Here is a 23,039-nt window from a genome sequence, read left to right on the forward strand (position 1 = left end):
CTTCCAGGGCAACCCGTGATTTGAACTCCGCCGCATACCTCTTGCGCGTAACCTTGCCCATAAAACCCGTTCTCTCTCAGGTCGGATTATAGCTTATTGCCCTGTCCGAAAAATGGGGACCACCTCTGCTGGATACGGATAGACGATCAAACGTTATGCTGGCAGGATGGAAAATGTATCCTGTTTGACGACACATACCCTCATGAAGTCCAGAACAATACATCGGATCATCGGGTAGTGTTGCTTATCCAGTTTGAACGGCCCACATACGGAGTTGGCCGTCTGGTTCAGGGTATGTTTCTCAAGGTCGTTCGTCGTTCGGCATTCGTGCAGGAAGCCAAAAACAATCTTGCACACTGGCATGCCCTCCATCATGAGATGGCCCGGACAGAACGCCAAACCAGCGGACTGACTGTTTGATCCAGTCATGGTAACAACGGGAAGGCGCAGAATGATAAAGTGTAAAAAGTGCGGTGCTGATTTTTCATGTCAGCCTGAAGGTGCGTGCTGGTGCATGGAAAAGCCCCGTGGCCTGCCGGTTCCGACGGATGATCAGGCAGGGTGCCTCTGTCCTGTTTGTCTGGATGCCCTGACGAACCAAGGCCCTGAGACCGAAAGAAGATCATCTGGCAATAGCCAGTAACCCTTCAATATCCAGACTGCTTTCCATGGTGGAAGCAACGGTTTCAAGGGCGCGTTCCACCCGCGCTGTGTAATCCAGTCCATCGGAGCGTGCGCCCCATCTGTCCAGCCATGCCGCGCGTTGGCCAGTCATGTCAAACAGACGGTGCACATAGCAGCCTGCAATACGACCGTCCGGGCTTATTGCTCCGTCCAACCGTCCGTCGTCGCATCTGATTAGGGGCATGACCCGGTGATGTGATCGAACTGTTTCCCCACAATGAATTTCGTAGCCACTGAATCGCGCGCTATCGGAAAGCGTCATGCCTGAAGTCTGGTTGATCTGCTTGTCACGGGTCAGAACGGTATCAACCTCCAGAAGTCCAAGTCCTGGTATCGTGGTCGGGTTCCCTTCTATTCCGTCGGGATCATTTATGGTCTGTCCCAGCATCTGATAGCCACCGCAGAGACCGAATACATATCCACCCCGCCTGACGTGTCCCGCCAGATCAATATCCCATCCCTGCCGCCTGAAAAATTGCAGGTCTGCTATTGTCGCCTTGCTACCAGGAAGGAACACGACATGCGCGGACGCGGGAAGGGGCTGCCCGGGCCGGATCCGTGTGATCTTTACATGCGTTTCACCTTCCAGCGCATCAAGATCATCGAAATTGGCAATGCGGGGCATAAGGGGGACGGCTATCTCGATCCGTGAGGCCGCGGAACAGTCAACATCTTCAGGAATACTGTCTTCAGAAGGCAGTTCACGTATACTGTCTATCCAAGGAAGAACGCCAAGCCCCTTCCAGCCGGTAAACTTTTCTATGAAGTCATACCCAGATTGGAAAATGCTGGCGTCTCCCCGGAGGCGATTAACGATGAATCCCTTGATCAACTCACGGTCATCTGGATCAAGAACAGCATGGGTACCGGCGAGTGACGCGATAACGCCGCCCCGGTCTATATCGCCGATCATGACGACCGGAACATTCGCGGCTCTGGCAAAGCCCATATTGGCGATGTCGCCCTGACGTAGATTGATTTCCGCCGGGCTGCCCGCGCCCTCGACAATCACGAGATCGGATTGGCTACATAATGTCCTGAAGGCGGTCAGAACCTCGGGCAGGAATGCGGCCCGGCCACCGATAAAACTCGAAGCGTGCAGGTGTCCTTTTGCGCGTCCACGGACGATAACCTGCGCTGTATGATCACTTTCCGGTTTCAGAAGGACCGGATTCATAAGGGTGGAAGGGGCAATACGGCAGGCCTGCGCCTGAAGTGCCTGCGCCCGACCGATTTCACCTCCATCTACCGTCACGGCGGCATTGTTCGACATATTCTGGGGCTTGAAAGGCCGGACCGTCAGGCCACGGTTAGCGAAAACCCGGCATAAACCTGCCGTCAAAACGGACTTTCCGACATCGGATCCCGTGCCCTGCAACATGATCGCTGTCATGGAATCAGCCGCAGTCCGTAGCGCTCTTGATCGTGTCGGCAGGCACAAATCGCTCCATGCCTTCGTGACCCCAGGCTGCCATGCGAAGCAGTTCGATATGCATGCGCGCGCGACCACGTCTTGTAGCGGGTATTTTCAGATTTTCCGGTGTTCCATGTTGACGAACATGGGCCTGGAATGTGCCTGAAACCTGCAGGTCTTCCTCCATGCCGAATTCCTCAAGCAACGGCAGAAAGGATAGATCGGCAAGCCGGTCATAATCATGGGAATCATCATCGGACGGTCGGAACGGTGCCGCCGGATGAAGTGTCAGGAAAGGCTGCCAGCCTTCCGGAATGGGATCGAGGGCGGAGCAGGGTCGTTTCAACCTCACCAGTTTTGGCAGCAGGTGGGTATGGGCGCCGAGCGGAGAGTCTCCATCAGGTGCGGGAACGGGTTGGTAGACCTCCAGTCTGCCAGCAGGTGAAAGCATGACCCTGTGGGGCTGGACTTCCATCAGAAGCGCAAATGCTGCTGTGACGACGGCCAATGGGTCATCCGTGTCAACAGCAAGGGCTTCGACCAGGCGGGCATTTTCTGTCCTTACGCACATCCGGACCCGGCCCACGCCAATTCCAAGATCAATCAGCCACGCATCACGATCCTCTGGTCGGACAGCGTCCGCATCCTTTCCCAGAACCTTCAGGGTATGCTTCGCAGTCAGTTGTAACGGGCCGCATAACGCCATGCTATGCCGCCAGCGTCTGCCTTTTCCGACGAGAGAGTCCCACGCAAGGGCATGCAAGGGTTCGCTGGGACTAATGCGTATGGCACCGCGTTGGGTGACGATCTCCAGCCCGTCAGGACATGGGGTGAGGCAGACCCTATCATCCGGAACATGATGGAATTCGCCGATCGCACCAAATGTTCCAATGCTCCAGCCGTTACGGAGATCCAGCGCCAGTGAAGTCAGCATGGAAGGCGTGATACGTTTCATCGGAAATATCCTGTGATTCATCAATCAGGCTGAAAATAACAGCAATCCTGACAGGATACTGAAAGATTGAATGCGGGTTGACAAGAACACCCCATCCGATCAGAACCGTTCCGACGGTGTCCCCTTTCGGGGGGATGAAAAGGGAACAGAGTGCGGATTGCGATCCAATGCTCCGGCTGCCCCCGCAACTGTAAACGGTCTGTCCTTGCATTACCGGATGTCATGGTCCGGGCCACTGGAAACCGCGGTTTTCCGGGAAGGTTGTGCAGGACGCTACGCCGTGAGCCAGGAGACCTGCCGTCATGATGGTTGCGACCGGGAACTGTCGGGCGGGGTGTCCTGACGGTGTGGTGTTACAGGATTCCGTGCAGATCGGAAATCCTGTGGCAGCGCGCTCTCGTGGCAACGATGATGTGACCGCGAGACCTGAACCAGATGATCCTATTCCGTAATCTGCTGATTGCTTCCACCACGTTGATGACCATGGGGGTTGTAGTGGCGCGTGCCGATGATTCAGTCAGACAGCACGCGCCGCAAAAACAGTCCGCCAACCAGTACGTCATCGAGAATAAAAAATCGAAAGCCGTTGTTTCGTTGGGGGATACGGGTCTTCCCGAACTGATCAGCGTCAGTGCAGCCCGTCGGCCGACCTCCACCGATGATATCGGCACCAGCATGACCATCATCACGGAAAAGCAGATCCAGACCCAGCAGCGGCGCAGCCTGACGGATATTCTGGCACGCCAGCCGGGCCTGAACGTGGTCCAGACAGGAGGCCCAGGGGGCACGTCATCCATTTTCATGCGTGGTAATAATTCCAACGAGGTCAAGGTCCGCCTGGATGGCATGGACATCAATGACGGAAGTTCCACCAATGGCATGTTCGATGCCGGTCAGTTTGTAACCGACGGCATGGGCCGGATCGAGATACTGCGTGGGCCTCAGAGCGGCCTGTACGGCGCCGACGCCATGGCGGGGGTTATCGACATTACCACGGCACAGGGGCAGGGCCGTTTCAAGCCGTTTGTCCGTATCGAAGGCGGTGGGTATGGTACCTTCAATCAGACCTTTGGCGCACGCGGCAGCAAGGGACGTTTTCATTATAATGTAGAATTCTCCCATTACCGGATGGATGGGTTCAACAATATCCCTTCCTATATCGAGCGTTATTATGGGGCCAACCGGCAGCAGCGGCATGAAGGCAACCGGAATGACAACCGTGGCGTCAATATCAGGCTGGGTTATGACGTCACCCATAATTTCGATCTTGGCCTGACCGCACGGCTGATACAGAGCAATTATCATTCCTACTCTCTGTATGACCTGCAAAGTGAAAATCTGTATGGTGATAAGGGTGTGCGGGAACAGAACAACCAGAACGAGGCCATCGTGCGCGGGACGGCCCATCTGGTTTCCTTTCACGGGCTTTTTGATCAGGTGCTTGGCCTTGGCTACATGACCAACCGCAACCGCTGGACGGAGACGGGCACGAGTTACGGCAGCCCGGTCAATCCAGACCCGGATTATTACCGTTCCAGCCGACTTAAGGTGGACTGGCACGGCACGTTCAATTTCAAGCAGTATGGCCAGCTTCTGATCGGTGCCGAACATTTCCATGATACGTTCAATACCAGCCATACGGCCTCAAGCATGTGGGACAGCGGATACGATACATCCGCCAGCATGGATACGACCGCAGGTTACGGGCAGTATCAGGGGAACTGGAACCATATTCTGTATGGTGCGGCCAATATTCGCTATGATGCCAATTCGCGCTACGGCAACCACGTGACATGGCGCGTGGCCCCGGCAATCCATGTGCCGGGCACCGGAACCATCATCAAGGCCAGCGCCGGTTCCGGTTTTCATGGTCCTTCGCTGTATCAGTTATTCGCAAATCAGGTGGGTGTGGGTTATTCGGAAAAGGGCAATCCCAACCTGAAGGCGGAACAGTTGATCGGCTATGACGCGGGTGTTGAGCAGAAACTGCTGCATGACCGTCTGAATTTCGGCGCAACCTGGTATGACAACCGGGTCAGGAACCTGATCCAGTCCTCGCTTTCGATTGATTCATCATATGACTACAACTACTCCTACGCCAATGTGGCGAAGGCGCGGATGTATGGTGTGGAAGCCTTCCTGAACTGGAAGGCGCTGAGCAATCTGGAATTTAACCTGAGCTATACCTGGACCCACGCCCGGGATGAGACGAACGACGTCCAGTTGCAACGCCGTCCCCAGCACAAGTTTAATTTCAATACGACATGGACCCCCATTCGCGACCTGACCTTTTCGGGCAATATCCTGTATACCGGTGGCTGGCGTGATCTGCCGGTTATTGGCAGCGAGTCCTGCAGCACATGCGCCAAGGGGCATGGTTATTTCACCATCGACGTGGCTGCCAATTACAAAATCAACCGCTACGTTTCCGTCTATGCCCGCGCCGACAACCTGCTGAACCGCCAGTTCGAGGACCCCATCGGCTATCTGCAGCCTGGTCGCGCCGGTTATGGCGGCTTCATGCTGAATTATTGACATGAAAAGCGTGGTCGCAGGGATGATGGCCGGTTTCCTTGCCTGTGTCCCGTTGGCACCGGCATGGGCTCTCCCGCGCGTGGCTTCGCTTAATCTCTGCACCGACCAGTTGTTGCTGCTGCTGGCCGAACCGGGCCAGATCGTCGGTATTACGCCGCTCGCCCGGGATTGCTGGAGCGCGGTGCTGTGCGAACAGGCACGACAGGCTCCCGTATTGCGACCCACGGCGGAAAGCATCGTGGCATCCCATCCCGATGTCGTGCTGGGTGGCATCTATACCGCGGCCGTCGCGATGCAGGCGGGGCGGGAAGGGGGCGCACAGGTTGTAGCCCTGCCACCCGCCAAATCCCTGACGGATATTCCGGTCCAGATCATGACGGTCGCCAACGCCATCGGCGTTCCTGAGCGTGGGCAGCAACTGGCTATGGCCTTTGCCACGCGCCTGGCCTCCCTTTCGGTCGAGCCTGGTTCCACCGATCCCACAGCAGCCGTCTATGCGGCCAACGGCTTTGTCACCCATAAGGGCTCGCTTCCGGATGATGTCCTTGCCCATGCCGGCTTTCGTAATTACGCAACGATCATGGGGCACCAGTCATCTTCCCGTTTTTCCATGGAACTGCTGATTGCACGGCCACCCGATCTCCTGATCCTTGACCGTTCGGGGAAGGGAACGTCCCTTGCACAGTCCATGCTGGATCACCCGGCGTTGAAGCAGGCCTTTGCCGGGCCGCATCATCTGGATCTGCCCGCACGGCTTTGGTTGTGTGGCCTGCCACAGACACTGGATAGTGTCGTCATGCTGCGTAACGCACGGCACAACCTTGAAATGTCCGCCCCATGAAACCTGCCCATCAAACCATGCTGCTGAACGTCATGCTTCTGGCTGGTGTCATGGGGCTGTTTGTTACCTCGCTCATGTGGGGAGAAACCCGCATCATGTTTTCACATGCACTGGCGGACCTGCTGGCCGGGCGGCATACCGCAGGCGCGATCATTGTGGAGCGCCTGCGCCTGCCGCGTACCCTGCTGGCCATCCTGGTGGGCGGGACGCTTGGCCTGTCGGGGGCGGTTCTGCAGGGCTATCTACGCAATCCGCTGGCCGATCCCGGCATCCTGGGGGTATCAGGTGGAGCGGCACTTGGGGCGGTCAGCGTGTTCTATACCGGCCTCATGCAGGTGTCCATCGCGGCCCTGCCGCTGGGTGGGCTGACGGGGGCACTGTGTGCGGCGGCCGTGCTGATGGGACTGGTGGGACGTGGTGGCACGCTGGTGCTGCTGCTGGCGGGGGCTGCACTCAGCAGTTTTGCCGCAGCCCTGACAGCACTGGTGCTGAACCTTGTGCCCAGCCCCTATGCGTCATTCGAGATCATGCACTGGCTCATGGGGTCATTGACGGACCGGACCTTTACCCATGTCTGGATCTGCCTGCCGGGTGTGGTGTGTGGCACGCTGCTCATGCTGTCCGCGGGGCGTGCGCTGGATGCGCTGACATTGGGGGAGGATGTGGCCGCAAGCCTTGGCTTCCAGCTGCATGGCCCGCGCGGCGTCCAGACGCGTATCGTGCTGGGCGCGGCGCTAGCCGTCGGCTCATGCGTGGCGGTTTCAGGAGCGATCGGCTTTGTGGGGCTGGTGGTGCCGCATCTGTTGCGGCCGCTTGTGGGATATCAGCCATCGCGTCTGCTCCTGCCGTCATTTCTGGGGGGAGGCCTGCTGCTGCTGCTGGCGGATATGGTGGTGCGTGTGGTGGCGGTCGGGCCTGAACTGCAACTGGGTGTGCTAACGGCACTGGTGGGCGCACCGGTTTTCTTCGCCCGCGTCATCATGCTGAAAAGAACCGTGTCATGATCCTGCTGCAGGCACGCGACGTGTCGCTCCGGCGCGGGGATCGGGCTGTCGTCTCGGCCGCGTCCCTGACCCTTGCGCAGGGACGGGTCATTGGCCTGATCGGGCCGAATGGCGCGGGGAAAAGTACCTTCATGCGCCTGCTGGCGGGGCTGGAGGCACCCGATCATGGGGATGTCCGGATTCTTGATCGCAGCATGGGCCAGATCTCTTCCGCGCTGCGCGCCCGGCAACTTGCCTTCATCCCCCAGGACGGGGGGACGCCGCCACCCATGCCGGTGCGTGCGCTGGTCGCACTCGGACGCCTGCCGCATGGGCAGGCGGGCGACCATGCCGTCCGTCACCCGGCGGTGGGCCACGCCCTTGATGTCACTGGCCTGCAGGACCTGTGCGCCCGTCCGGCCAGCCACCTGTCAGGCGGGGAGCGGGCTCGCATGAATCTGGCGCGTGCGCTGGCGACCGATACGCCGGTCATACTGGCGGACGAGCCGATTGCGGCGCTCGATCCCGCTCATGCCCTGTCCATGATGCATCTGTTCCGCCAGCAGGCAGGGCAGGGAAAGGGGATCGTCGTCGTGCTGCATGATCTGGTTCTGGCGACCCGTTTCTGCGATGAACTGGTGCTGATGGATGATGGCGCCGTCATCCGCCATGGCCCGGCCCTGCAGGTGCTGGATGATGATATCATGCGCGTCGTGTACGGCGTAACGGTCCGGCGGGTCGAGGACGCGGTCCTTCCGTGGTCCCTGTGCCGCTAACGTGTGCGGCCCGCTGGGACATCCTGCCCATGACACCTTGCGTCCGGCCGCTCGGTTCGGGCACAATGTTGTCTTATCAAGTCGATGGTCCCACGCGAGTGGGTTAATAGGGAACGCCGTCACGCTCCGGCCGGGTCATGAACCCGGGAGCCAAGTCGGAGGCTGCTCCCGCAACTGTAGGCGGTATGCCGCCGGTTCATTTCACCCGGACGGGGTGAGTCACTGTTTCCGAAAAGGAAATGGGAAGGCAGAACCGGCTGGCCATGATCCGTAAGCCAGGAGACCTGCCATCGTCATATATCAAGCCGTCGGACGGGATGTGCCGAAGGCGGGAGAAGCTTAATGCCGGTATGGCAGAAAGCCGCGTGCCATGATGGCACGGCCGAAGGCGTGCCTGCGCGCCAGTATTCCATAGATCACTTCCCGAATATCGCCAGACTGCTTACGGCGACACTTGGTTTTCCCGATGCTGATGAGATGCGTGGGGTGCGATGCCAGCACGCGGCAGGCATTTCCCATATCGCTACGGCCAATAGCCCATGGCGGGACAGAGTTGTGCAGACTGCCCGCATGTTTGGCGTGGGCACCGACAATACAGTCACAGCCTGTGATCCGATGCACGGCAATTACAGAAAGCCCATCCTCAGACCGGGGCAGGCGTTCCATCTTGCGCGCAACTGGCCCCGCGACGCATTTCTTGCAGCGGAACAACTGGGTATCAGCACCCGGCCTGTTCTGCTGGGGCCGGTCAGTTTCCTTGCGTTATGCGGCATGACAAAGGGAGACAGTGTCGGCCAGGGACTGATGCGCCTGCTACCCGCCTATATTGAATGCTTCGAACAACTGAACAACGCGGGATGCTTCTGGATCCAGATTGATGAGCCAATCCTTGCCCATCCTGGCCTGCCCGCAGCCACGCTGACCCATATGGATGTTGCCTGGCATGTCCTCAGTGAAGCATCAAGGGGCACTTCACTTGTTCTGGTCGGAGGGAGCGGGGGCTTCGGGCGACATCTTCCTTTCGTGCTGCAGCTACCTTTTGGCGGCCTACATGTGGACGTTGTGCATGGCTATCGCGATTTCCCGTATGTCCTGCAGCATTTCCCGGCGCATCACTGGCTCTCGCTGGGGCTGGTCGATAGCTGCAGCGCGGCGCCTACCCACATCGGCATGGCGCACGGCATCGTGGAACAGACGCTGCGTTCGCATCGGCCGGATCGTCTCATGATCGCGCCATCGGGTGCGCTAAGTGACAGCAATGCCCTGACCGATCCGGACATTACGAACGTCCTGCCGCAGAAAATGTCCGAAATCGTGGCCGTAGCCAGCCGACGCACGATAGCACGTCGCAGCGCATCCATCCGCGACTTTTGCGAAAATGATATCCGTTTTGTCCCATGCGCTGATAACAGCGTGAGACATTGAAAATATCATGACAGGAAATACATCGGAAACAGCCGCCCTGGATGGGGCTGCTTTGCCACAACAGGACATCCGTCGTGTCCGCAGCAATCCGGATTTCTGGTATCCGGTTGCATGGTCTCGCGAGCTTCGTCGGGGCAGGGCGATTGGCGTACGGTACGCGGGGCAACCCATCGTGGTGGTCAGGCCCGAGGCCGGGGCCATTTTTGCGCTGGATGATGTTTGCCCCCACCGGCAGTTACCACTCAGCAAGGGAGAAGTGTGTGGAGATTTCATTCGCTGTGCATACCATGGACTGAAATACAGTCGGCGTGGCCAGTGTTTTTCCCCCGGCATGAAGCTGGAAAACGAACCGCCACGACTGCGGACATGGGCATGCCGCGAGAAGGATGGTCTCATCTTTGTGTTCATGGGGGATCTGGAAAAATCCGATAGCATTGCGCTGCCGGACTTTCCACGTGTCCGTGACCCCCATTACCGTACCCGCCGGTTTGGAAAAGTCGTGCAATGTCACTACAGCTTCATGCATGAAAACCTGATGGACATGAACCACCAGATTCTGCACAGCCGACTGGTCGGAAGCATGAAGCCACGGTTTCTAGGCATGGATCGGGGTGAGGATTTTGTGGAGGCCCGCTATACCTTTGCCCGCACGTCTGGCAGGCAGCCGCTGAGCGAGGCTCTGATTTACGGGCAGCGTCGCAAGGATGGCCGGGATTTTGCCTATCGGGATGTCATGACCATCCGCACGCAGTATCCCTATCAGACATTGCGGATCGAGACGGAGGGGATTGATGAACCGGTCATGGAACTGTGGATTGCATATGTGCCACAGGACCGGGAAGAATTGATCAACCGGGTATTTGGCCTGCTCTCCATACGCAGGTTGAAAATACCATTTTTACTGGATCTGGCGTGGCCGCTGCTGATCGCCTTTACGGAGCGTGTTTTCACAGAAGATCGCGAAATTGTTGAACTGGAGCAGCTGGCCTGGCGGGAGCAGGACGGCGACCGGAATCAGGAGGTCTTTCCAGTTATCATGGCGCTGCGCCAACTGCTTATCCAGAATGGTATGCCGTCCCAGAAAGATATCGGATAATAAACTGATAGATGCCCATGCCCCGTCTCAAGGCGCATGGGCATCTTCTCCTGACCAGGCACCACGCAGATCAGGTGCTCATTTTGCAGTTCGGGCCGATATGACCGCTATAAGGAAGCCATGTCTGTGTCTGTCCGAACATCGGAATCCCGAGATAGCCCCGTAACTTGAGTTGTCCGGACTGGTTAACCCACATGCGCGCTTGATACACATGATTGGTATTGGGGTCGAGAATGGACCCGTTCCACCGGTCTGGTTGATCCGGATCCGGCACGAAGTCCCGCAGCATGGGCAACCCACATTCCGAACGGCCCGTCTGGTCGCGTGGGATGTCATTACTATAGTTCAGGCCAACCAGCTTTCCACACAGATGGTCGCCACACCGTGTGATCTCGAAAACACCCTTGTGATTTCTGGTGACCCATTGCCCCAGAACGGCGGGCGGAACTGTTGTCGCTGGAGGAACTTGTGCGTGAACAGCAGCCCCTCCAATCATGATACTGAGTATTAGCGAGACACAGGTTGCTTTTTGCGCAATATTCATGATGTGTCTTTCGTCGCTTCGTACATGACTAAAATTATGGAACATCGGCGGATCTATCGGAGAATTCGGATCGAAAAGCGCATGATTGATGCCCCGAGATGCGCGCCATGGGAATGAGCGGCGAGGGTGCTATCTACGCCATGGACGTTTTCCATGATAGCCTTGTCGCGCCTGCTGCCCATTGCTGCACCGGCTTGAAGGGCCCAGTAAGGGTCTTCAGCAACATGCGGGCGTTTCAGGCCGGTTGTCAGAAACGCGCCGGTCCCGCGATGCTGCATCACGATGTTTCCGCCAGAAACAGGAAACATGGGGGGCATTGATCGGCCGCATTGGTCTTCCCATGACGCATGGGAAATCTCCTGCCTTCGGTGCATCCCGCCCGACGACGTGGTTTGCAGACGATGGCAGGTCTCCTGGCTCACGGATCATGGCCAGCCAGTTCATGCCTTCCCATTCCCCAAGGGAAACAGTGGCTCACCCGCAGGTGAACGAACTGGTGGCATACCGCATACAGTTGCGGGAGCAGCCGCTGACTGGCTCCCGGAACAGAATTGTCCAGCCAGAGCGTTACAGCGTTCCCTTTTAACCCGCTCGCGCGGGGCCATCATCAATCAAGGGTCTCATTCCATTATGCGCGAAGTGAGAGGAACGCCCAATTCCTCGAAACGCGATGCCGGCCTGCATGGAACGAAGAGCTTGTTGATGCCAATCAAACTTGTCGCTCCGATCCAATAAGTGTAGGTCACTCAGTGTCTTCATCTTCGAAACACGCGGGCGGGGATACACGCCCGCGCGTTAGCCACTATGTTGTCAATCACGCGTTCGGGCTTGATGCGCTATACAAGTGCATGGCGGCGTCACGCGCGCCAATTGTCCATTGCGCGGAAATATAGGCCTGAAGCAAGGCCATGAGCGCCTCGACCCCGTGCGTGTCCGATAAATCGCGGGCTGTATCCACATAGGCGAGAGCTTCTAATAGCAGGGGCGAAAACAGTTCCTCAAGATAGTCGCCCCGCGCCTTCGGCGCAGCGGGTAATCGGCCAGCGGAAGGTACCAGACGTAGGAATGTTTCAAATCCATCCGCACGAATGCGGTCTTCCGGATTGGGGGCAGGGAGTTCAGTCTTGGCTATTGCCTGAATTACATCTTCCCGCAGAGGTGCGGATTCCATAAGGCGGGATACCGAGACAGAACGCTGACGTCGCCGCTGTTGTATGAGAATAAAATCAGGCGAATGGACGGGAGAGGCCATTTTTCGTTTCACCGGGAATCGGAGCGGATTAACTGGAAAGATCTGCATCGGACAGGCCTTCTTGAGTCAGGATGCGAGCATCCTCGTCACGCCATGCCGCGATCATGTCTGGGTGCTGACTGAGCCATCCAATTCTCTCGGCACAGTATACAGGAACTCTGAATTTCTGGCCGCGCTGATTGTTCAGGATTGTTCCTGTCTGGTGCAGGCGCCCGTCTCGTGTCCAGAAAAGACGCTCCTGGTTGGTGATCCCCAGAATCCGTCGAACCTGTCGCGGCGTAAACGGACGAAAAGACAGCGCGGTGATCTGTTTTTCCACCGAGCTGGCAATAGCCTCCAGAGCATCTGTCCTTTCACGCATGATGGCGGCTATAAAGCGGGCGAAAAGCTGCTTTACCTCTGGCAGACGCAGGCGAAGGGACGAGGATTGATCCAGACAGGCCGCAATAAGCATCCGAATTGCAACAACCGGCTCTGGCTCCGTAATGGTCGCCATTAGGCGCGACGCAATGGAAGGGGGTACCATGCTCATATCTGTGTTCATGGATATTTCTTTTTATCAGAATAAAACGTAGGTACCTGTGTCCTGGGGTCAGGAAAGTACATGCGAATTATAAGCCGCAGGTCGCGAGGTCTGTTGCTAAGGTTGCCTTACGAAGCCGGGATTCATTCAAGCACAGGCTAACGATCCGCATACATATGGAGGCTTGATAGATATATCGATACGCAAAAGAACGCGTCATAGCTGATCTCCTGCCACCGGTCGGTCCCGCCCGGTAGCACGGTTTGCGACGGTAGCAGGTTTCCTGGCTCACGGATCATGGCAGCTCGGTCCTGTCTTCCCACTCCCTTACCGGAAGCAGTGACCCATCTGATCGGACATCAGATGATCGGATCCGGCTACATACCGCCTACAGTTGCGGGCGCAGCTACCGACTGGCTCCCGGATCATCGCAGATCCCGCCAGAGCTTACGGTATTCCCTATTAATCCGCTTGCGCGGCACCACCGACATAAAAGCTGGTCGCAATATGCGTCAGATTTCGTGATCTACGCAATATGGATTTTCCAAAAAACCTGCGATGAAAGAGCATGGTATCCTTCACACAGACGGGAAGCTGGCAGACTTGCACTGCTCGCGGGCGTGCGTCACACTACCTCTACATCAAAGGCCCCGTGCGAACGGGTTAATAGGGAACGCCGTGCGTTCTGGCAGGACTTATCAGGGTCCGGGAACAAGTCGGTGGCTGCCCCCGCAACTGTAAGCGGAGAGATACCGGATCGTATGTCCTCTTAATCAGGACCCGTCACTGGCTATGCTCAACAGGCCGGGAAGACAGAACCGATATCAAGGACCCGTAAGCCAGGAGACCTGCCTTTGTGACGTAACCAGTTCTATCGGGCGGGGCGCCCGACAGACGGAGTGGCAATCATGTCTTCTGTTTTATCTGCTGCGTTCCCCATCCAGCGTGTTCTTTCCTGACCAGTTCTGAAGAATTACATCCATTGGCCAATGGCGTGTCGCGGGTCTAATCCCGTCAAACGCTACAAGGGGAACATGAGAAATGCGTACATATTTTGGCGGCAACCAGCGAACCGGCGCGGGTCGATCTTATTTTGGATCGGAAAGCCTGACTCCCGCGCAGAAGCGGGCCATTCTCTCCCTGCCAGAAGACGGTAGGTATGGAACCTTACTGGATGGAGGAAGCATCAGGTCATCTCTTGTACTAATGGGCTTTATTGCAGGTGGATGTTCTGCGCGGTGGGGTATGGAGCGCTCCCGCCTCACCGTACGCGGTCGGGAACTGCGGCACAAACTCAAAGGCTGCGAATTTTAGAATTCTGTCGGTAGTATGCATTGTCAGATAGGAACATAGAATTTCTACAATGCAACAATCATCAACCGCATGGTTGCAGGACGAATGTCCAGCGTTCTTTCGTGTTTTTCCGTGTCGTCATCGTGAGGCTGCGGGACAGGAGAAAGATGTAAGTCTTTTTGAGAGAGGGCCGTGCAAGCAATGATCAATCGGGCAAACTCATCATCCGCAAGGAGCAGCGTGCCCGCTATTGAGTCGGCCGTGTCCCGAAGCGTGGTGTAGGAGCGAGGCTGGCTGCTGAGGCGGCCACCGCCGGTCTTTGATAGGGTTCGAGTGCAAGAACGAACCTGAAGGACCTGACGATGACCGATGAGAGTTCCCGTTTTCTATGGCTTGAAGTTGTTTGGATGACAAGGGTCTCGGGAGCATGCCCCCGAGACCCTTGTCTGGCGACCTGATCCGGTATTCTGCCACCCAGTTGGGAATGTGGGCGCACACCCACCACCGTATTGTAGTCTTCCCACCAGCTAGCCAGAATCGGATATCCGACGCATATTCTGTTAGGTAAGGCGACATTTTTCCGCTATAAAGTGACTAGTTTAGTGGTTCGGAGCCAAGGATGCAGACAGTCAATCTGGTAGAAGCCAAAGCCCATCTCAGTCGTCTGGTTGATCTGGCGAAGGATGGAGAGTCCGTCTGTATTCTTCGCCGCGGCAAGGTTGTTGCGCAACTTGTCAAGGCGGAGCCGGTACGTAAACCCATTGCCGCGAGTGCTCTTCGCTTGCTGACCAATGCTATGACACCGCAAAAGGAATCTGCTGCAGAAACTGTCCGTGCCATGCGTGATGAGGCAAGGTATTGAGCCTTTATATCGATACATCGGTTCTTGTGGCGGCTCTAACCAATGAAGGAGAAACGACCCGAATGCAGGACTGGCTCGGTGCCCAAGCGCCTGAAGATCTTTTTGTCAGTGATTGGGTGGTCACCGAATTGTCTTCTGCCCTGTCGATCAAGCTGCGCACAGGCCAGATAACTGTCACGGACCGAGCGAACAGCTTGGCCATGTTCACCCGTCTTTGCGCAGAAAGTTTTGGTGTCGTGCCAGTGACCAGTCAGAACTTCCGGACGGCGGCACGGTTCTCGGATCAGTACACTCTGGGTCTTCGTGCCGGAGATGCCCTCCATCTGGCGGTTTGTGCGGATCATGGCTTAACACTGTGCACCCTGGATCGTCGTCTTGCCGAAGCGGGGCCTCAGGTCGGTCTGGCGACAACGCTGATATGATCGATCCTTGACTGAGGACCGTTGGAAAATATCGTGAATTGAGGGTTGCGATCACGAGATGGATTATGAACGTGAAGATCCATCTATCTTGTTATCAGCCACTGCGTCTTGTCATGAGCGTTGCAGATATGCCTGATCGTTTGTTGGCATAACAAATATTATGGGATTTACAAGTTTGATTGTTCGGGAAGGCAACCAATGATACTTGCGATTAGCGGACAGCAAGATACCCCGTCTCGCCGCGTGACAAGGTAATCATGCCAAAACGCATGGGCATATCCAATTGGAATCCTTGTCATGGACAGACCGCCTCATATATAATCCCATTCTATGGTCAATATATGAGGCAACCTGTCATGTCCGAGACCACGTTTCTCTACTGACGCCTACGATCCGTCCGGACTGATCGCGGCCGAACGGCTGAGTAGCATGCTGCATATCACTCGTGGCGAACTGGCTGCCACCCTGGGCCTGTCCCGCGACGCCGTCTCCAAAAGTGCCCGCCTCGGCCGCCCCACCACCCAGGCGAGGCTGCGCGACATGGTCGAGATCCTCAATCGTGTCCGGCCATGGGCGGGCTCAGCCCAACAGGCTTTCGCATGGTATCGGTCACAGCCCCTGCCCTCCTTCGGTGATCAGACTGCCGAGGCGCTCGTTCGGGAAAGATACGCCGACGCCGTCCGGCGCGCTATCTCGATCGGATTGCAACCGGCGGTTACGCGCGAGGTTTACCGGACGGGTGTTCCGGGCTCATAATCCCCGCTGGTCTTTCACCCCACTGTCAGGCGACGGTGCGGCGCTTCATGGAGGCCGGTTCAACCTGGACGGCACACCTGCCCTTTACACATCTCTGCGGATGGAGACTGCCTGGCTCGAGGCCCAGCAAGGCTTCCCGTTCAAGCCTCAGCCCTTGACCATCTGTGGCTATGACGTCGATAGCGAACCCGTCCTCGATCTGACCGACCCGTCCAATCTTGATAATCGCGGTTTCTCCTCCCCTGCCCCTGGGAAGATCTTGCCGATCAGGGCAAGATGCCGCCCTCGTGGGAACTCGCAAAAATGCTCACAGCCAATGGTGTGGCTGGCATCATCGTCCCGAGTTTTGCCCCCGGAGCAATGGAAAATGACAGGAAGCTGGTCTTCTGGCAGTGGTCAGACAGTCTACCCTCCCGCGTAACCGTCATCGACGATGAAAAGCGTTTGCCAGCAACCGCAACGTCATGGTCGTAAACCGAGAATAAATGAAGGACTTGCGACGATATTAGTCGGTTAAAAGTCCCAACGGAAGCCATTGGGACCATTACGTCACGTCGATCACCAACCATAACAACGGGCGCCCCTCTTTTTGAGGAGCGACAAACAACCAAGCGGCAATTATGCATTCCGTCCTGTAAATGCGTTCATATGAGCCTGAATTTCGAGAGATGCCTCTCCAACGGTCGACGGGTACGTTTGAGCAGTAGTCATCGCCGCGACGCGCTTGTTGTGAAGCGCGAGATCAGCGCCAGCGGTTGGCAATTGTCTAGCTGCCTGCGCCAGACTGATCTGAAGGCTGTTTAAAGGCTCTTTGACGGCATCAATCGAATCACGCATCGAATAAGACGTTGAAGCCTGAACGCTGCTTGGACCTTGATTGTCAGGTGTTTTAAGAAGCTCATCAAGAAAGTCCGGCGCTGCCTGGTCACGTTTGGTTAGAGAACGAATACCAAATAGTTTTCTAAGTGTCGCTATTATTGTCGTATGATCGTAAGGGGTATTGCCTTGTGGCCTGAATACGTGACCCGGCTTTACATATGGTGAGATGATTATTGCAGGGACACGGACACCGAAGTAATCAAAATTAAAACCATCTTGATGTTTATCGTCGGGTGATACTGCTGCTGGTGGAGTCACATGATCATAACATCCTCCGTGTTCATCGTAGGTAATGATTAAAAGTGTCTTATCCCATAAGGGACCATTGCGAACCGCATTATAGACCGATGCAATGAGTTCCTCCCCGTATACGACATCGTGCGCCGGATGCTGGTCATTGGGCATCTTTCTCAAAATGGGGTGAGCAAAATATCGCGGCTCGATGAAACTATACGCGGGTAAAGTCCCTTTTCTCGCATCATTCTCAAACTCCTCAAAATATTTGAAATTCGAGAGCGAGAATTCCCAAAGAGAGGACAAAGTCGTCGATTGCGCAAAGTCATGAAAATATATTTTCCAATCCTTATGAACCTCCCTTAATCTGTTGAATACGGTGGGCATTTCAAACGGGAGCTTGTCCGGATAGTTATTGACCCATCCACCAGACGTGCCCGTATGCGCAAAGATACGGTTTGGCCATGTCTGACATGGCGCAGATGCATGCCAACGGTCTGAAATGCCGAATTCCCGACCCAGCGTCGTCAATACAGGTAGCTGATCGGGGGTGAAGAAATGCATGACTGACTCAGGACTACGCGAACCCGGGCGATCAGGCTGGGCCATATAATTATCTACGAATCCTGACATGTCTGGTAATTTCGAAGCCAAGCTGCCCTTTTCCTGGCGTCCATGAATCTGTTCGTAAATGTCTTTAAATGATTCACCGGGATCAGGATCTGGAATGCGCACCACCTGACGGTCGGTTCCGTCCGTAGTCCACACGGCTATCGATTCGACGGAGCCGTCCGGATGATGCCAGGGATTAGTCTCCGTTCCCGTTAGTCGGTCGATCGGATCGGTGGACGATGGCGACTGTCCAAACATACTATCGAATGACCGATTTTCTAGCATTAATACAACTACGTGCTCAATACCCATTGATTTCCACTCCTTTTATTTTTTACACCATTTAATAAGTCATATATCAGAAAGTTATTTTCTTTTATCTTGTAAATCATACAAATCTCCCGGACCCGAAACCCACGTCTCAGTCATTGATCAAGTCCCAGTTCCCAATGATCACGGGCTGACTGCCCCGCCCAACAGAATGCCAAAAGCCCCCGAATATTGTTACAGTACCAGCTATACTCATACACTAGTTTGTGGGAACTCCGCTAATCCCCTTTTTTAAACGGGTGACACAAGAGAATGTAGAGAACAAGCCTGCAGTTTCTGTACAGACACTAGCTCGGCATATCCGCGTTGCCCTTCTCCCAACAGTATATCCCGCGTGGCGACGCCACGTAACCCCTGATGGTTAGAGACAGAGATCCAGTCGCAGAAACTGGCCATGACCAAATCGGGTCCCACACCGATGACGCCTCCTTGAGGCACGTTTTCATATCCAATCAATAGGGTAACGGCTTCAGACCCTTTACTCTTCCTTCGGCTCGACTGCGGATGTACCATGACATTCTAAATGTCTGACCGAGACGCCTCTTCTTCCTCGTCTTTACCCGTTGCGTCCATCGGGAGAGACCGCATGTCAGGAAAACAGCAGATGGACGGTCAGCATACGTCCACATCTGGTGCCGTTTGGAGCTGTCCGATGCATCCGGACATCAGGGAAGCGCATCCCGGCAAATGCCCGATATGCGGTATGACACTTCAGCCGATGAGCAGCCCCGATACTATGGAACCAAAGAAGGGAATGGGCCACGACCAGGCGATTCATGATATGGCCTGCCATGATCAGAACCGCCATGCGCCCCAGACCGCTGCCTGGCCGCCTACTGGTGGCCACACGATCTGGACATGCCCCATGCGTCCGCAGATCCGGCAGGACCATCCTGGAAACTGCGCGCTTTGCGGCATTGCGCTGGAGGCGGAGGAACCGACCGAACAGCCTGACGACAATTCGGAGCTGAAGGACTTCACGCACCGCCTGATCGTGGCCCCCGCTCTTGCCATCCCACTCACGGTCGTCACCAATGCGCTTAGGCTCGGCGCCCTACGGACCCGCACCATGCTGGTTCCATATAGTTGGTCCGCTATCTCCCTCATCTAAGACGCGCCGCCGCCCGTCTAACCTGCTCGGGAGCGGACGTTCGTGGTCTTAGTCCATCGCATCTCTTCCGACGAAACCTTCGATCCAGCGTCGCGTCAGGTAGACCATGAAGCTTTGCACGAGTTCCGCACGCGTGGGCGCGTGGCATATGTCAGGCGCACGACGTGGAGCGACATCTCCTCGGTACGCCAGTCGCGCACGGTCTCAACGACACGGCCGTCCGCCCATCTCTCGTGTCCCATGAAGCCGTGATCGCCGTGCCCCGCGCTGTAGGATGTCAGCCACGGTGCTCGGGCAAGCCATACACGCGGCTACTCGATGTCTTCCGACCTCGTCCATACAGTCGGCAAGCGCTTCGCCAAGGCGCACCTTAAAAGTGCCCAGCTACGGTGTGTCGTCAGTTAAGCAGGATCATGATTGAGGCGAACTGCACGGCTGCAAGGAATGTTGACTTCAGTTTATCGTAGCGGGTTGCGATAGCGCGAAACTGCTTGAGTTTATTGAAAAACCTCTCAACAAGGTTTCGTTCGCTGTAAAGGGAAAAATCGGTTTTCCGTCGTGTTGTTCTGTTGCGTTTTGGCGGGATGACCAGGGTAATCCCGCGCTGTATCAGCCGATCGATCAACCTGTCCGCGTCATACGCCTTGTCAGCAAGGAAAGCATCCGGGTCGATGTTTTCCAGAAGCGGTTCCGCTTGGGTGATATCTGCGTCCTGTCCCGGTGTGATGCCGAGTTCCACCGGATTGCCCAGAGCGTCGCAGATGGCATGGATCTTTGTAGTCAACCCGCCTCGTGATCGTCCGATGGCCTGATCCGTGCCCCTTTTTTGAGAGCTCCGGCACTATGCTGATGCGCCCGGACAATTGTGCTGTCGATCATCATGTATTCGTTGTCGTGATCAGCGGCCAGATAACGAAATATCCGTTCGATGACACCGCTTTCACACCAGCGGCGCAGACGCCGGTGCACGTTTTTCCAGTCCCCGAAACGGGCAGGAAGGTCGCGCCATGGAATGCCCGCGCGATAGCGATACAGTACCGCCTCCACGAACAGACGGTTGTTCGCCGCAGTGCCGCCGACATAACCCTCACGACCGGGGAGAAGATCCTTTATCCGCTCCCACTGGTCATCGCGTAAACCATAGCGCCGCATCCCTCTGTCTCCCCCAAAACTGGGAAAACAGTCAGCACACGCAGCCATAAAGTACAACCCACACGTGCCACATTCAGGGCTTAACTGACGACACGCCGTAAGATAGATGCTTCGAAGGTCAGGGTTATGCCGCATGGCAACCAGAGTAGGCATGTACAGAGCGTTTCTGACATGAATCCGACCAACCCGAATAAAGCTTTTACCCTGCCACTTTCCTCACTGCCTGGTCTGCGAGCCCAACAACCTGTCCATTTCCCAGTGTTCCCAGTTCGGGAATATCGACCCTGCCCCCTGAAATACCCTCGATTTGAAGTAAGGTCTGTCCATAAGAGACAGACGATGAAGAAAGCACGTTTCACACAGGAGCGGATCATCGGGATCCTGAAGGAGCATCAGGTGGGCGCGACGGCTGCGGATCTGTGCCGCAGGCACGGGATCAGCGACGCGACCTTCTACACCTGGCGGTCGAAATACGGCGGCATGGAAGTGTCGGAAGCGCGTCGGCTGACGGCTCTTGAAGAAGAGAACACGAAGCTGAAGCGGCTCCTGGCGGAGAGCGTAATGGACGTCTCGACGCTGAAGGCCTGCTGGCAAAAAACTCGTGACGCCCGGTTTGCGGCGGGACGCCGTGGCCTGCGCGATCCGGGAGAAAGACTATTCGCAGCGACGGGCCTGCCGGCTTATTGGCATGGATCCGAAGACCTGGCGCTATGCGTCACGCCGCTCGGATGATGCCACAGTGCGGGGGCGGCTGCGTGAACAGGCTGCAGAGCGACGACGATTTGGCTATCGGCGCCTGCAGATCCTGCTCGACAGGGAGGGGCTGGTGATGAACCACAAGAAGCTGTTCCGGCTGTATCGCGAGGAAGGGCTGTCAGTCCGTAAGCATGGCGGCCGTAAACGGGCGATGGGCACGCGCTCGCCGATGATGCTGCCCGACGGGCCAAACCAGCGATGGAGCCTGGACTTCGTCTCGGACGCGCTGAACAACGGACGACGCTTCCGTGTGCTGACAGTGGTGGACGACTACACGCGAGAGTGCCTGGCGCTGGTAGCGGATACGTCGCTGCCAGGCGAACGGCTCGGCCGCGAACTCGACCGGATCGGGGAACAGCGCGGCTTTCCCATGATGATCGTCCGTGACAACCGCACCGAGATGACCTCGAACGCGATCGAGGCCTGGCAGGAAAAACGGTCGGTGCTGTGGCACTACATCGCACCAGGCAATCCGCAGCAGAACGGGTTCATCGAGAGCTTCAACCGCCGGTTCCGTGACGAATGCCTCAACGAGCACCTGTTCCGCAACCTCGCCCACGCCCGTTCGGTCATCAAGGACTTGCGGCCTGACCACAATGCCGTCAGGCCCCACACCAGCCTCGGGGGCATGACCCCAGAGGTTTTCGCTCAACACACCGACAAGGCATACAGCAACCCACAGACCCTAACTTAAAACTGAGGGCACGCTCGGGGTAGGGTCACTTCAGGCCCAGATGATCCCGATAGCGGCGAAAGCAGGCCGCGCCACATTCCAGCCGCATCAGGGCGCCTTCGGCGATGGCCGGGGCACGACGCGAATCTTCCGCGATGAGCGGGCTGATAACCTCTGCATTCCATGTTGCGGAATGGCGCACATCCAGCACGGCATGCAGGTCGAAATAATGCCGGTCATCGGGCTGCACGCCCAATCGTTTCAGCCCTGCCGCGACCATGGCCGCCCTACCCGGCGCGGTCAGTTCGATCACGCCCAACGCGCCGACCGCGTGAAACGCCAGATGCCGGCGGCAGGCCAGACCGGACATGGTGTTGGCTAGGGCCAGCGACTGCCACACCGTCGTCTCCGATTGGGACCGCAGCCCGAGGGCATGGACCAAATGCGCCAGCATCGGACCGTGCATGCCGGCTTCCCGGCCATGACCCATTTCGTCCCAGTAATTGCGCGCCAATTCCAACTTGGGGCGCGTTGGCATACGGACCTGGACCAGTGCCGTCAGGTCCTCGAAACCCGCTTCCCCTGCGGCTTCCTGTTCAAGGAACCAGCCCATGGCCTCACGGGATGCATCATGCGCCAGCCAGGGGAAAAGGCTGTCGTGCTGGCCGGGACCGGTCTGTTCCAGTTCCTCGAACCATGCGAGGAAAGCCGCGGGCTCCCGGGGAGCCTGGGCGGCGATCGGTGCGACCTGTTCGCGCAGGGAGCGCAGAAAACCCGCTTCCTCCGCCAGCAGACGGGGCAGATCCAGTCCCGCCGCACCGTCCTCCTCGGGCAGGCACGGCGTCAGCCTTAGACGATTGAGCCCGGCCAGTGCCAGATGGAGTTCCCGCTGCGCCCGGTCGCTACTCTTGCCCGTCAGGATATTGTTCAT

The 23,039-nt window shown here is 56.9% G+C and carries 22 protein-coding genes and 5 riboswitches; of the genes, 13 read left to right on the top strand and 9 right to left on the bottom strand.

Features of this window, described 5'->3' with window-relative positions; genetic code table 11:
- Positions 1-96 precede the first annotated feature (96 nt).
- Positions 97-420, top strand: coding sequence for an aspartyl/asparaginyl beta-hydroxylase domain-containing protein (locus tag HNW77_RS12590; RefSeq protein ID WP_231850455.1), 324 nt, complete (start codon positions 97-99; stop codon positions 418-420).
- Positions 421-622: 202 nt separating this feature from the next.
- Here the strand turns inward: HNW77_RS12590 and HNW77_RS12595 are convergent, their stop codons facing one another.
- On the bottom strand, positions 623-2,077 hold the full coding sequence (locus HNW77_RS12595) for a cobyric acid synthase (RefSeq protein ID WP_014106887.1): 1,455 nt from the start codon (positions 2,075-2,077) through the stop codon (positions 623-625).
- Between the two features lie 4 nt (positions 2,078-2,081).
- Positions 2,082-3,053 carry a DUF6925 family protein gene (locus HNW77_RS17800; protein WP_227744510.1) on the bottom strand — a complete coding sequence of 324 codons (972 nt, stop codon included), beginning with the start codon at positions 3,051-3,053 and terminating at the stop codon, positions 2,082-2,084.
- A 97-nt stretch (positions 3,054-3,150) separates the two neighbouring features.
- Positions 3,151-3,369: riboswitch (cobalamin riboswitch) on the top strand.
- A gap of 119 nt (positions 3,370-3,488) precedes the next feature.
- On the opposite strand from HNW77_RS17800, the gene HNW77_RS12605 reads away from it, so the two are divergent.
- From HNW77_RS12605 to HNW77_RS12630, 6 genes are all read left to right on the top strand, one after another.
- The gene (locus tag HNW77_RS12605) at positions 3,489-5,588 is read left to right on the top strand and encodes a TonB-dependent receptor plug domain-containing protein (RefSeq protein ID WP_172158069.1); all 2,100 of its coding nucleotides are present in this window, start codon (positions 3,489-3,491) and stop codon (positions 5,586-5,588) included.
- 1 nt (position 5,589) lies between these two features.
- Entirely contained in the window at positions 5,590-6,429 is an 840-nt protein-coding gene (locus tag HNW77_RS12610; RefSeq protein WP_039998452.1) for an ABC transporter substrate-binding protein, read from the top strand.
- Between the two features lie 17 nt (positions 6,430-6,446).
- Positions 6,447-7,433, top strand: a complete 987-nt coding sequence (locus HNW77_RS12615) for a FecCD family ABC transporter permease (protein ID WP_372380121.1) — start codon at positions 6,447-6,449, stop codon at positions 7,431-7,433.
- A complete protein-coding gene (locus HNW77_RS12620; RefSeq protein ID WP_007396782.1) occupies positions 7,430-8,188 on the top strand; it encodes an ABC transporter ATP-binding protein in 759 nt (252 codons plus the stop codon). Before HNW77_RS12615 ends, HNW77_RS12620 begins: the two co-directional genes overlap by 4 nt.
- A 68-nt stretch (positions 8,189-8,256) precedes the next feature.
- A riboswitch (cobalamin riboswitch) is annotated at positions 8,257-8,494 on the top strand.
- Between the two features lie 36 nt (positions 8,495-8,530).
- Entirely contained in the window at positions 8,531-9,613 is a 1,083-nt protein-coding gene (locus tag HNW77_RS12625; RefSeq protein WP_039998451.1) for a uroporphyrinogen decarboxylase/cobalamine-independent methonine synthase family protein, read from the top strand.
- Positions 9,614-9,620: 7 nt separating this feature from the next.
- The gene (locus HNW77_RS12630) at positions 9,621-10,709 is read left to right on the top strand and encodes an aromatic ring-hydroxylating oxygenase subunit alpha (RefSeq protein ID WP_039998450.1); all 1,089 of its coding nucleotides are present in this window, start codon (positions 9,621-9,623) and stop codon (positions 10,707-10,709) included.
- Positions 10,710-10,779: 70 nt separating this feature from the next.
- On the opposite strand, the gene HNW77_RS12635 is transcribed toward HNW77_RS12630, so the two are convergent.
- From HNW77_RS12635 to HNW77_RS12650, 4 genes are all read right to left on the bottom strand, one after another.
- Positions 10,780-11,253, bottom strand: coding sequence for a DUF2147 domain-containing protein (locus tag HNW77_RS12635; protein WP_237701063.1), 474 nt, complete (start codon positions 11,251-11,253; stop codon positions 10,780-10,782).
- Positions 11,254-11,306: 53 nt separating this feature from the next.
- The gene (locus tag HNW77_RS12640; RefSeq protein WP_227000946.1) at positions 11,307-11,675 is read right to left on the bottom strand and encodes a hypothetical protein; all 369 of its coding nucleotides are present in this window, start codon (positions 11,673-11,675) and stop codon (positions 11,307-11,309) included.
- Positions 11,640-11,874, bottom strand: a riboswitch (cobalamin riboswitch). (Overlaps the previous gene by 36 nt.)
- Before the next feature lie 193 nt (positions 11,875-12,067).
- Positions 12,068-12,553 carry a hypothetical protein gene (locus HNW77_RS12645; protein WP_083824368.1) on the bottom strand — a complete coding sequence of 162 codons (486 nt, stop codon included), beginning with the start codon at positions 12,551-12,553 and terminating at the stop codon, positions 12,068-12,070.
- Entirely contained in the window at positions 12,534-13,049 is a 516-nt protein-coding gene (locus HNW77_RS12650; protein ID WP_172158070.1) for a hypothetical protein, read from the bottom strand. Before HNW77_RS12650 ends, HNW77_RS12645 begins: the two co-directional genes overlap by 20 nt.
- A gap of 235 nt (positions 13,050-13,284) precedes the next feature.
- Positions 13,285-13,529: riboswitch (cobalamin riboswitch) on the bottom strand.
- Between the two features lie 127 nt (positions 13,530-13,656).
- A riboswitch (cobalamin riboswitch) is annotated at positions 13,657-13,898 on the top strand.
- 1,042 nt (positions 13,899-14,940) lie between these two features.
- Here HNW77_RS12650 and HNW77_RS12655 point away from each other — a divergent pair.
- The 4 genes from HNW77_RS12655 to HNW77_RS12670 all read left to right on the top strand — a co-directional run bounded on the left by HNW77_RS12655 (position 14,941) and on the right by HNW77_RS12670 (position 16,782).
- Positions 14,941-15,183, top strand: coding sequence for a type II toxin-antitoxin system Phd/YefM family antitoxin (locus HNW77_RS12655; RefSeq protein ID WP_102325950.1), 243 nt, complete (start codon positions 14,941-14,943; stop codon positions 15,181-15,183).
- Positions 15,180-15,605, top strand: a complete 426-nt coding sequence (locus tag HNW77_RS12660) for a type II toxin-antitoxin system VapC family toxin (RefSeq protein WP_102325952.1) — start codon at positions 15,180-15,182, stop codon at positions 15,603-15,605. Before HNW77_RS12655 ends, HNW77_RS12660 begins: the two co-directional genes overlap by 4 nt.
- Positions 15,606-16,034: 429 nt before the next feature.
- On the top strand, positions 16,035-16,361 hold the full coding sequence (locus HNW77_RS12665) for a hypothetical protein (RefSeq protein WP_007396764.1): 327 nt from the start codon (positions 16,035-16,037) through the stop codon (positions 16,359-16,361).
- Positions 16,345-16,782 (top strand): RES family NAD+ phosphorylase, encoded by a 438-nt coding sequence (locus HNW77_RS12670; protein ID WP_231289966.1) that lies wholly within the window; start codon positions 16,345-16,347, stop codon positions 16,780-16,782. Before HNW77_RS12665 ends, HNW77_RS12670 begins: the two co-directional genes overlap by 17 nt.
- A 197-nt stretch (positions 16,783-16,979) precedes the next feature.
- Here HNW77_RS12670 and HNW77_RS12675 read toward each other — a convergent pair whose 3' ends face one another.
- Positions 16,980-18,398, bottom strand: coding sequence for an alkaline phosphatase family protein (locus HNW77_RS12675; protein WP_007396762.1), 1,419 nt, complete (start codon positions 18,396-18,398; stop codon positions 16,980-16,982).
- A 604-nt stretch (positions 18,399-19,002) separates the two neighbouring features.
- Between HNW77_RS12675 and HNW77_RS12680 the strand changes: the two genes are divergently transcribed.
- Entirely contained in the window at positions 19,003-19,527 is a 525-nt protein-coding gene (locus HNW77_RS12680) for a heavy metal-binding domain-containing protein (protein ID WP_180967616.1), read from the top strand.
- Positions 19,528-19,924: 397 nt separating this feature from the next.
- Here HNW77_RS12680 and HNW77_RS12685 read toward each other — a convergent pair.
- Positions 19,925-20,679 (bottom strand): IS5 family transposase gene (locus HNW77_RS12685; protein ID WP_085948970.1). Its coding sequence is split into 2 segments (ribosomal slippage): positions 19,925-20,340 and positions 20,340-20,679, totalling 756 coding nucleotides; the frame shifts between segments, so codons are not numbered across the junction.
- Between the two features lie 339 nt (positions 20,680-21,018).
- On the opposite strand from HNW77_RS12685, the gene HNW77_RS12690 reads away from it, so the two are divergent.
- Positions 21,019-22,129 (top strand): IS3 family transposase gene (locus HNW77_RS12690; RefSeq protein WP_085948969.1). Its coding sequence is split into 2 segments (ribosomal slippage): positions 21,019-21,266 and positions 21,265-22,129, totalling 1,113 coding nucleotides; the frame shifts between segments, so codons are not numbered across the junction.
- A 25-nt stretch (positions 22,130-22,154) separates the two neighbouring features.
- On the opposite strand, the gene HNW77_RS12695 is transcribed toward HNW77_RS12690, so the two are convergent.
- Positions 22,155-23,039: an iron-containing redox enzyme family protein gene (locus HNW77_RS12695; protein ID WP_007396755.1), complete on the bottom strand. Its 885-nt coding sequence runs from the start codon at positions 23,037-23,039 to the stop codon at positions 22,155-22,157.

It is taken from the genome of Komagataeibacter melomenusus (assembly GCF_013155395.1).
Lineage (GTDB): Bacteria > Pseudomonadota > Alphaproteobacteria > Acetobacterales > Acetobacteraceae > Komagataeibacter > Komagataeibacter melomenusus.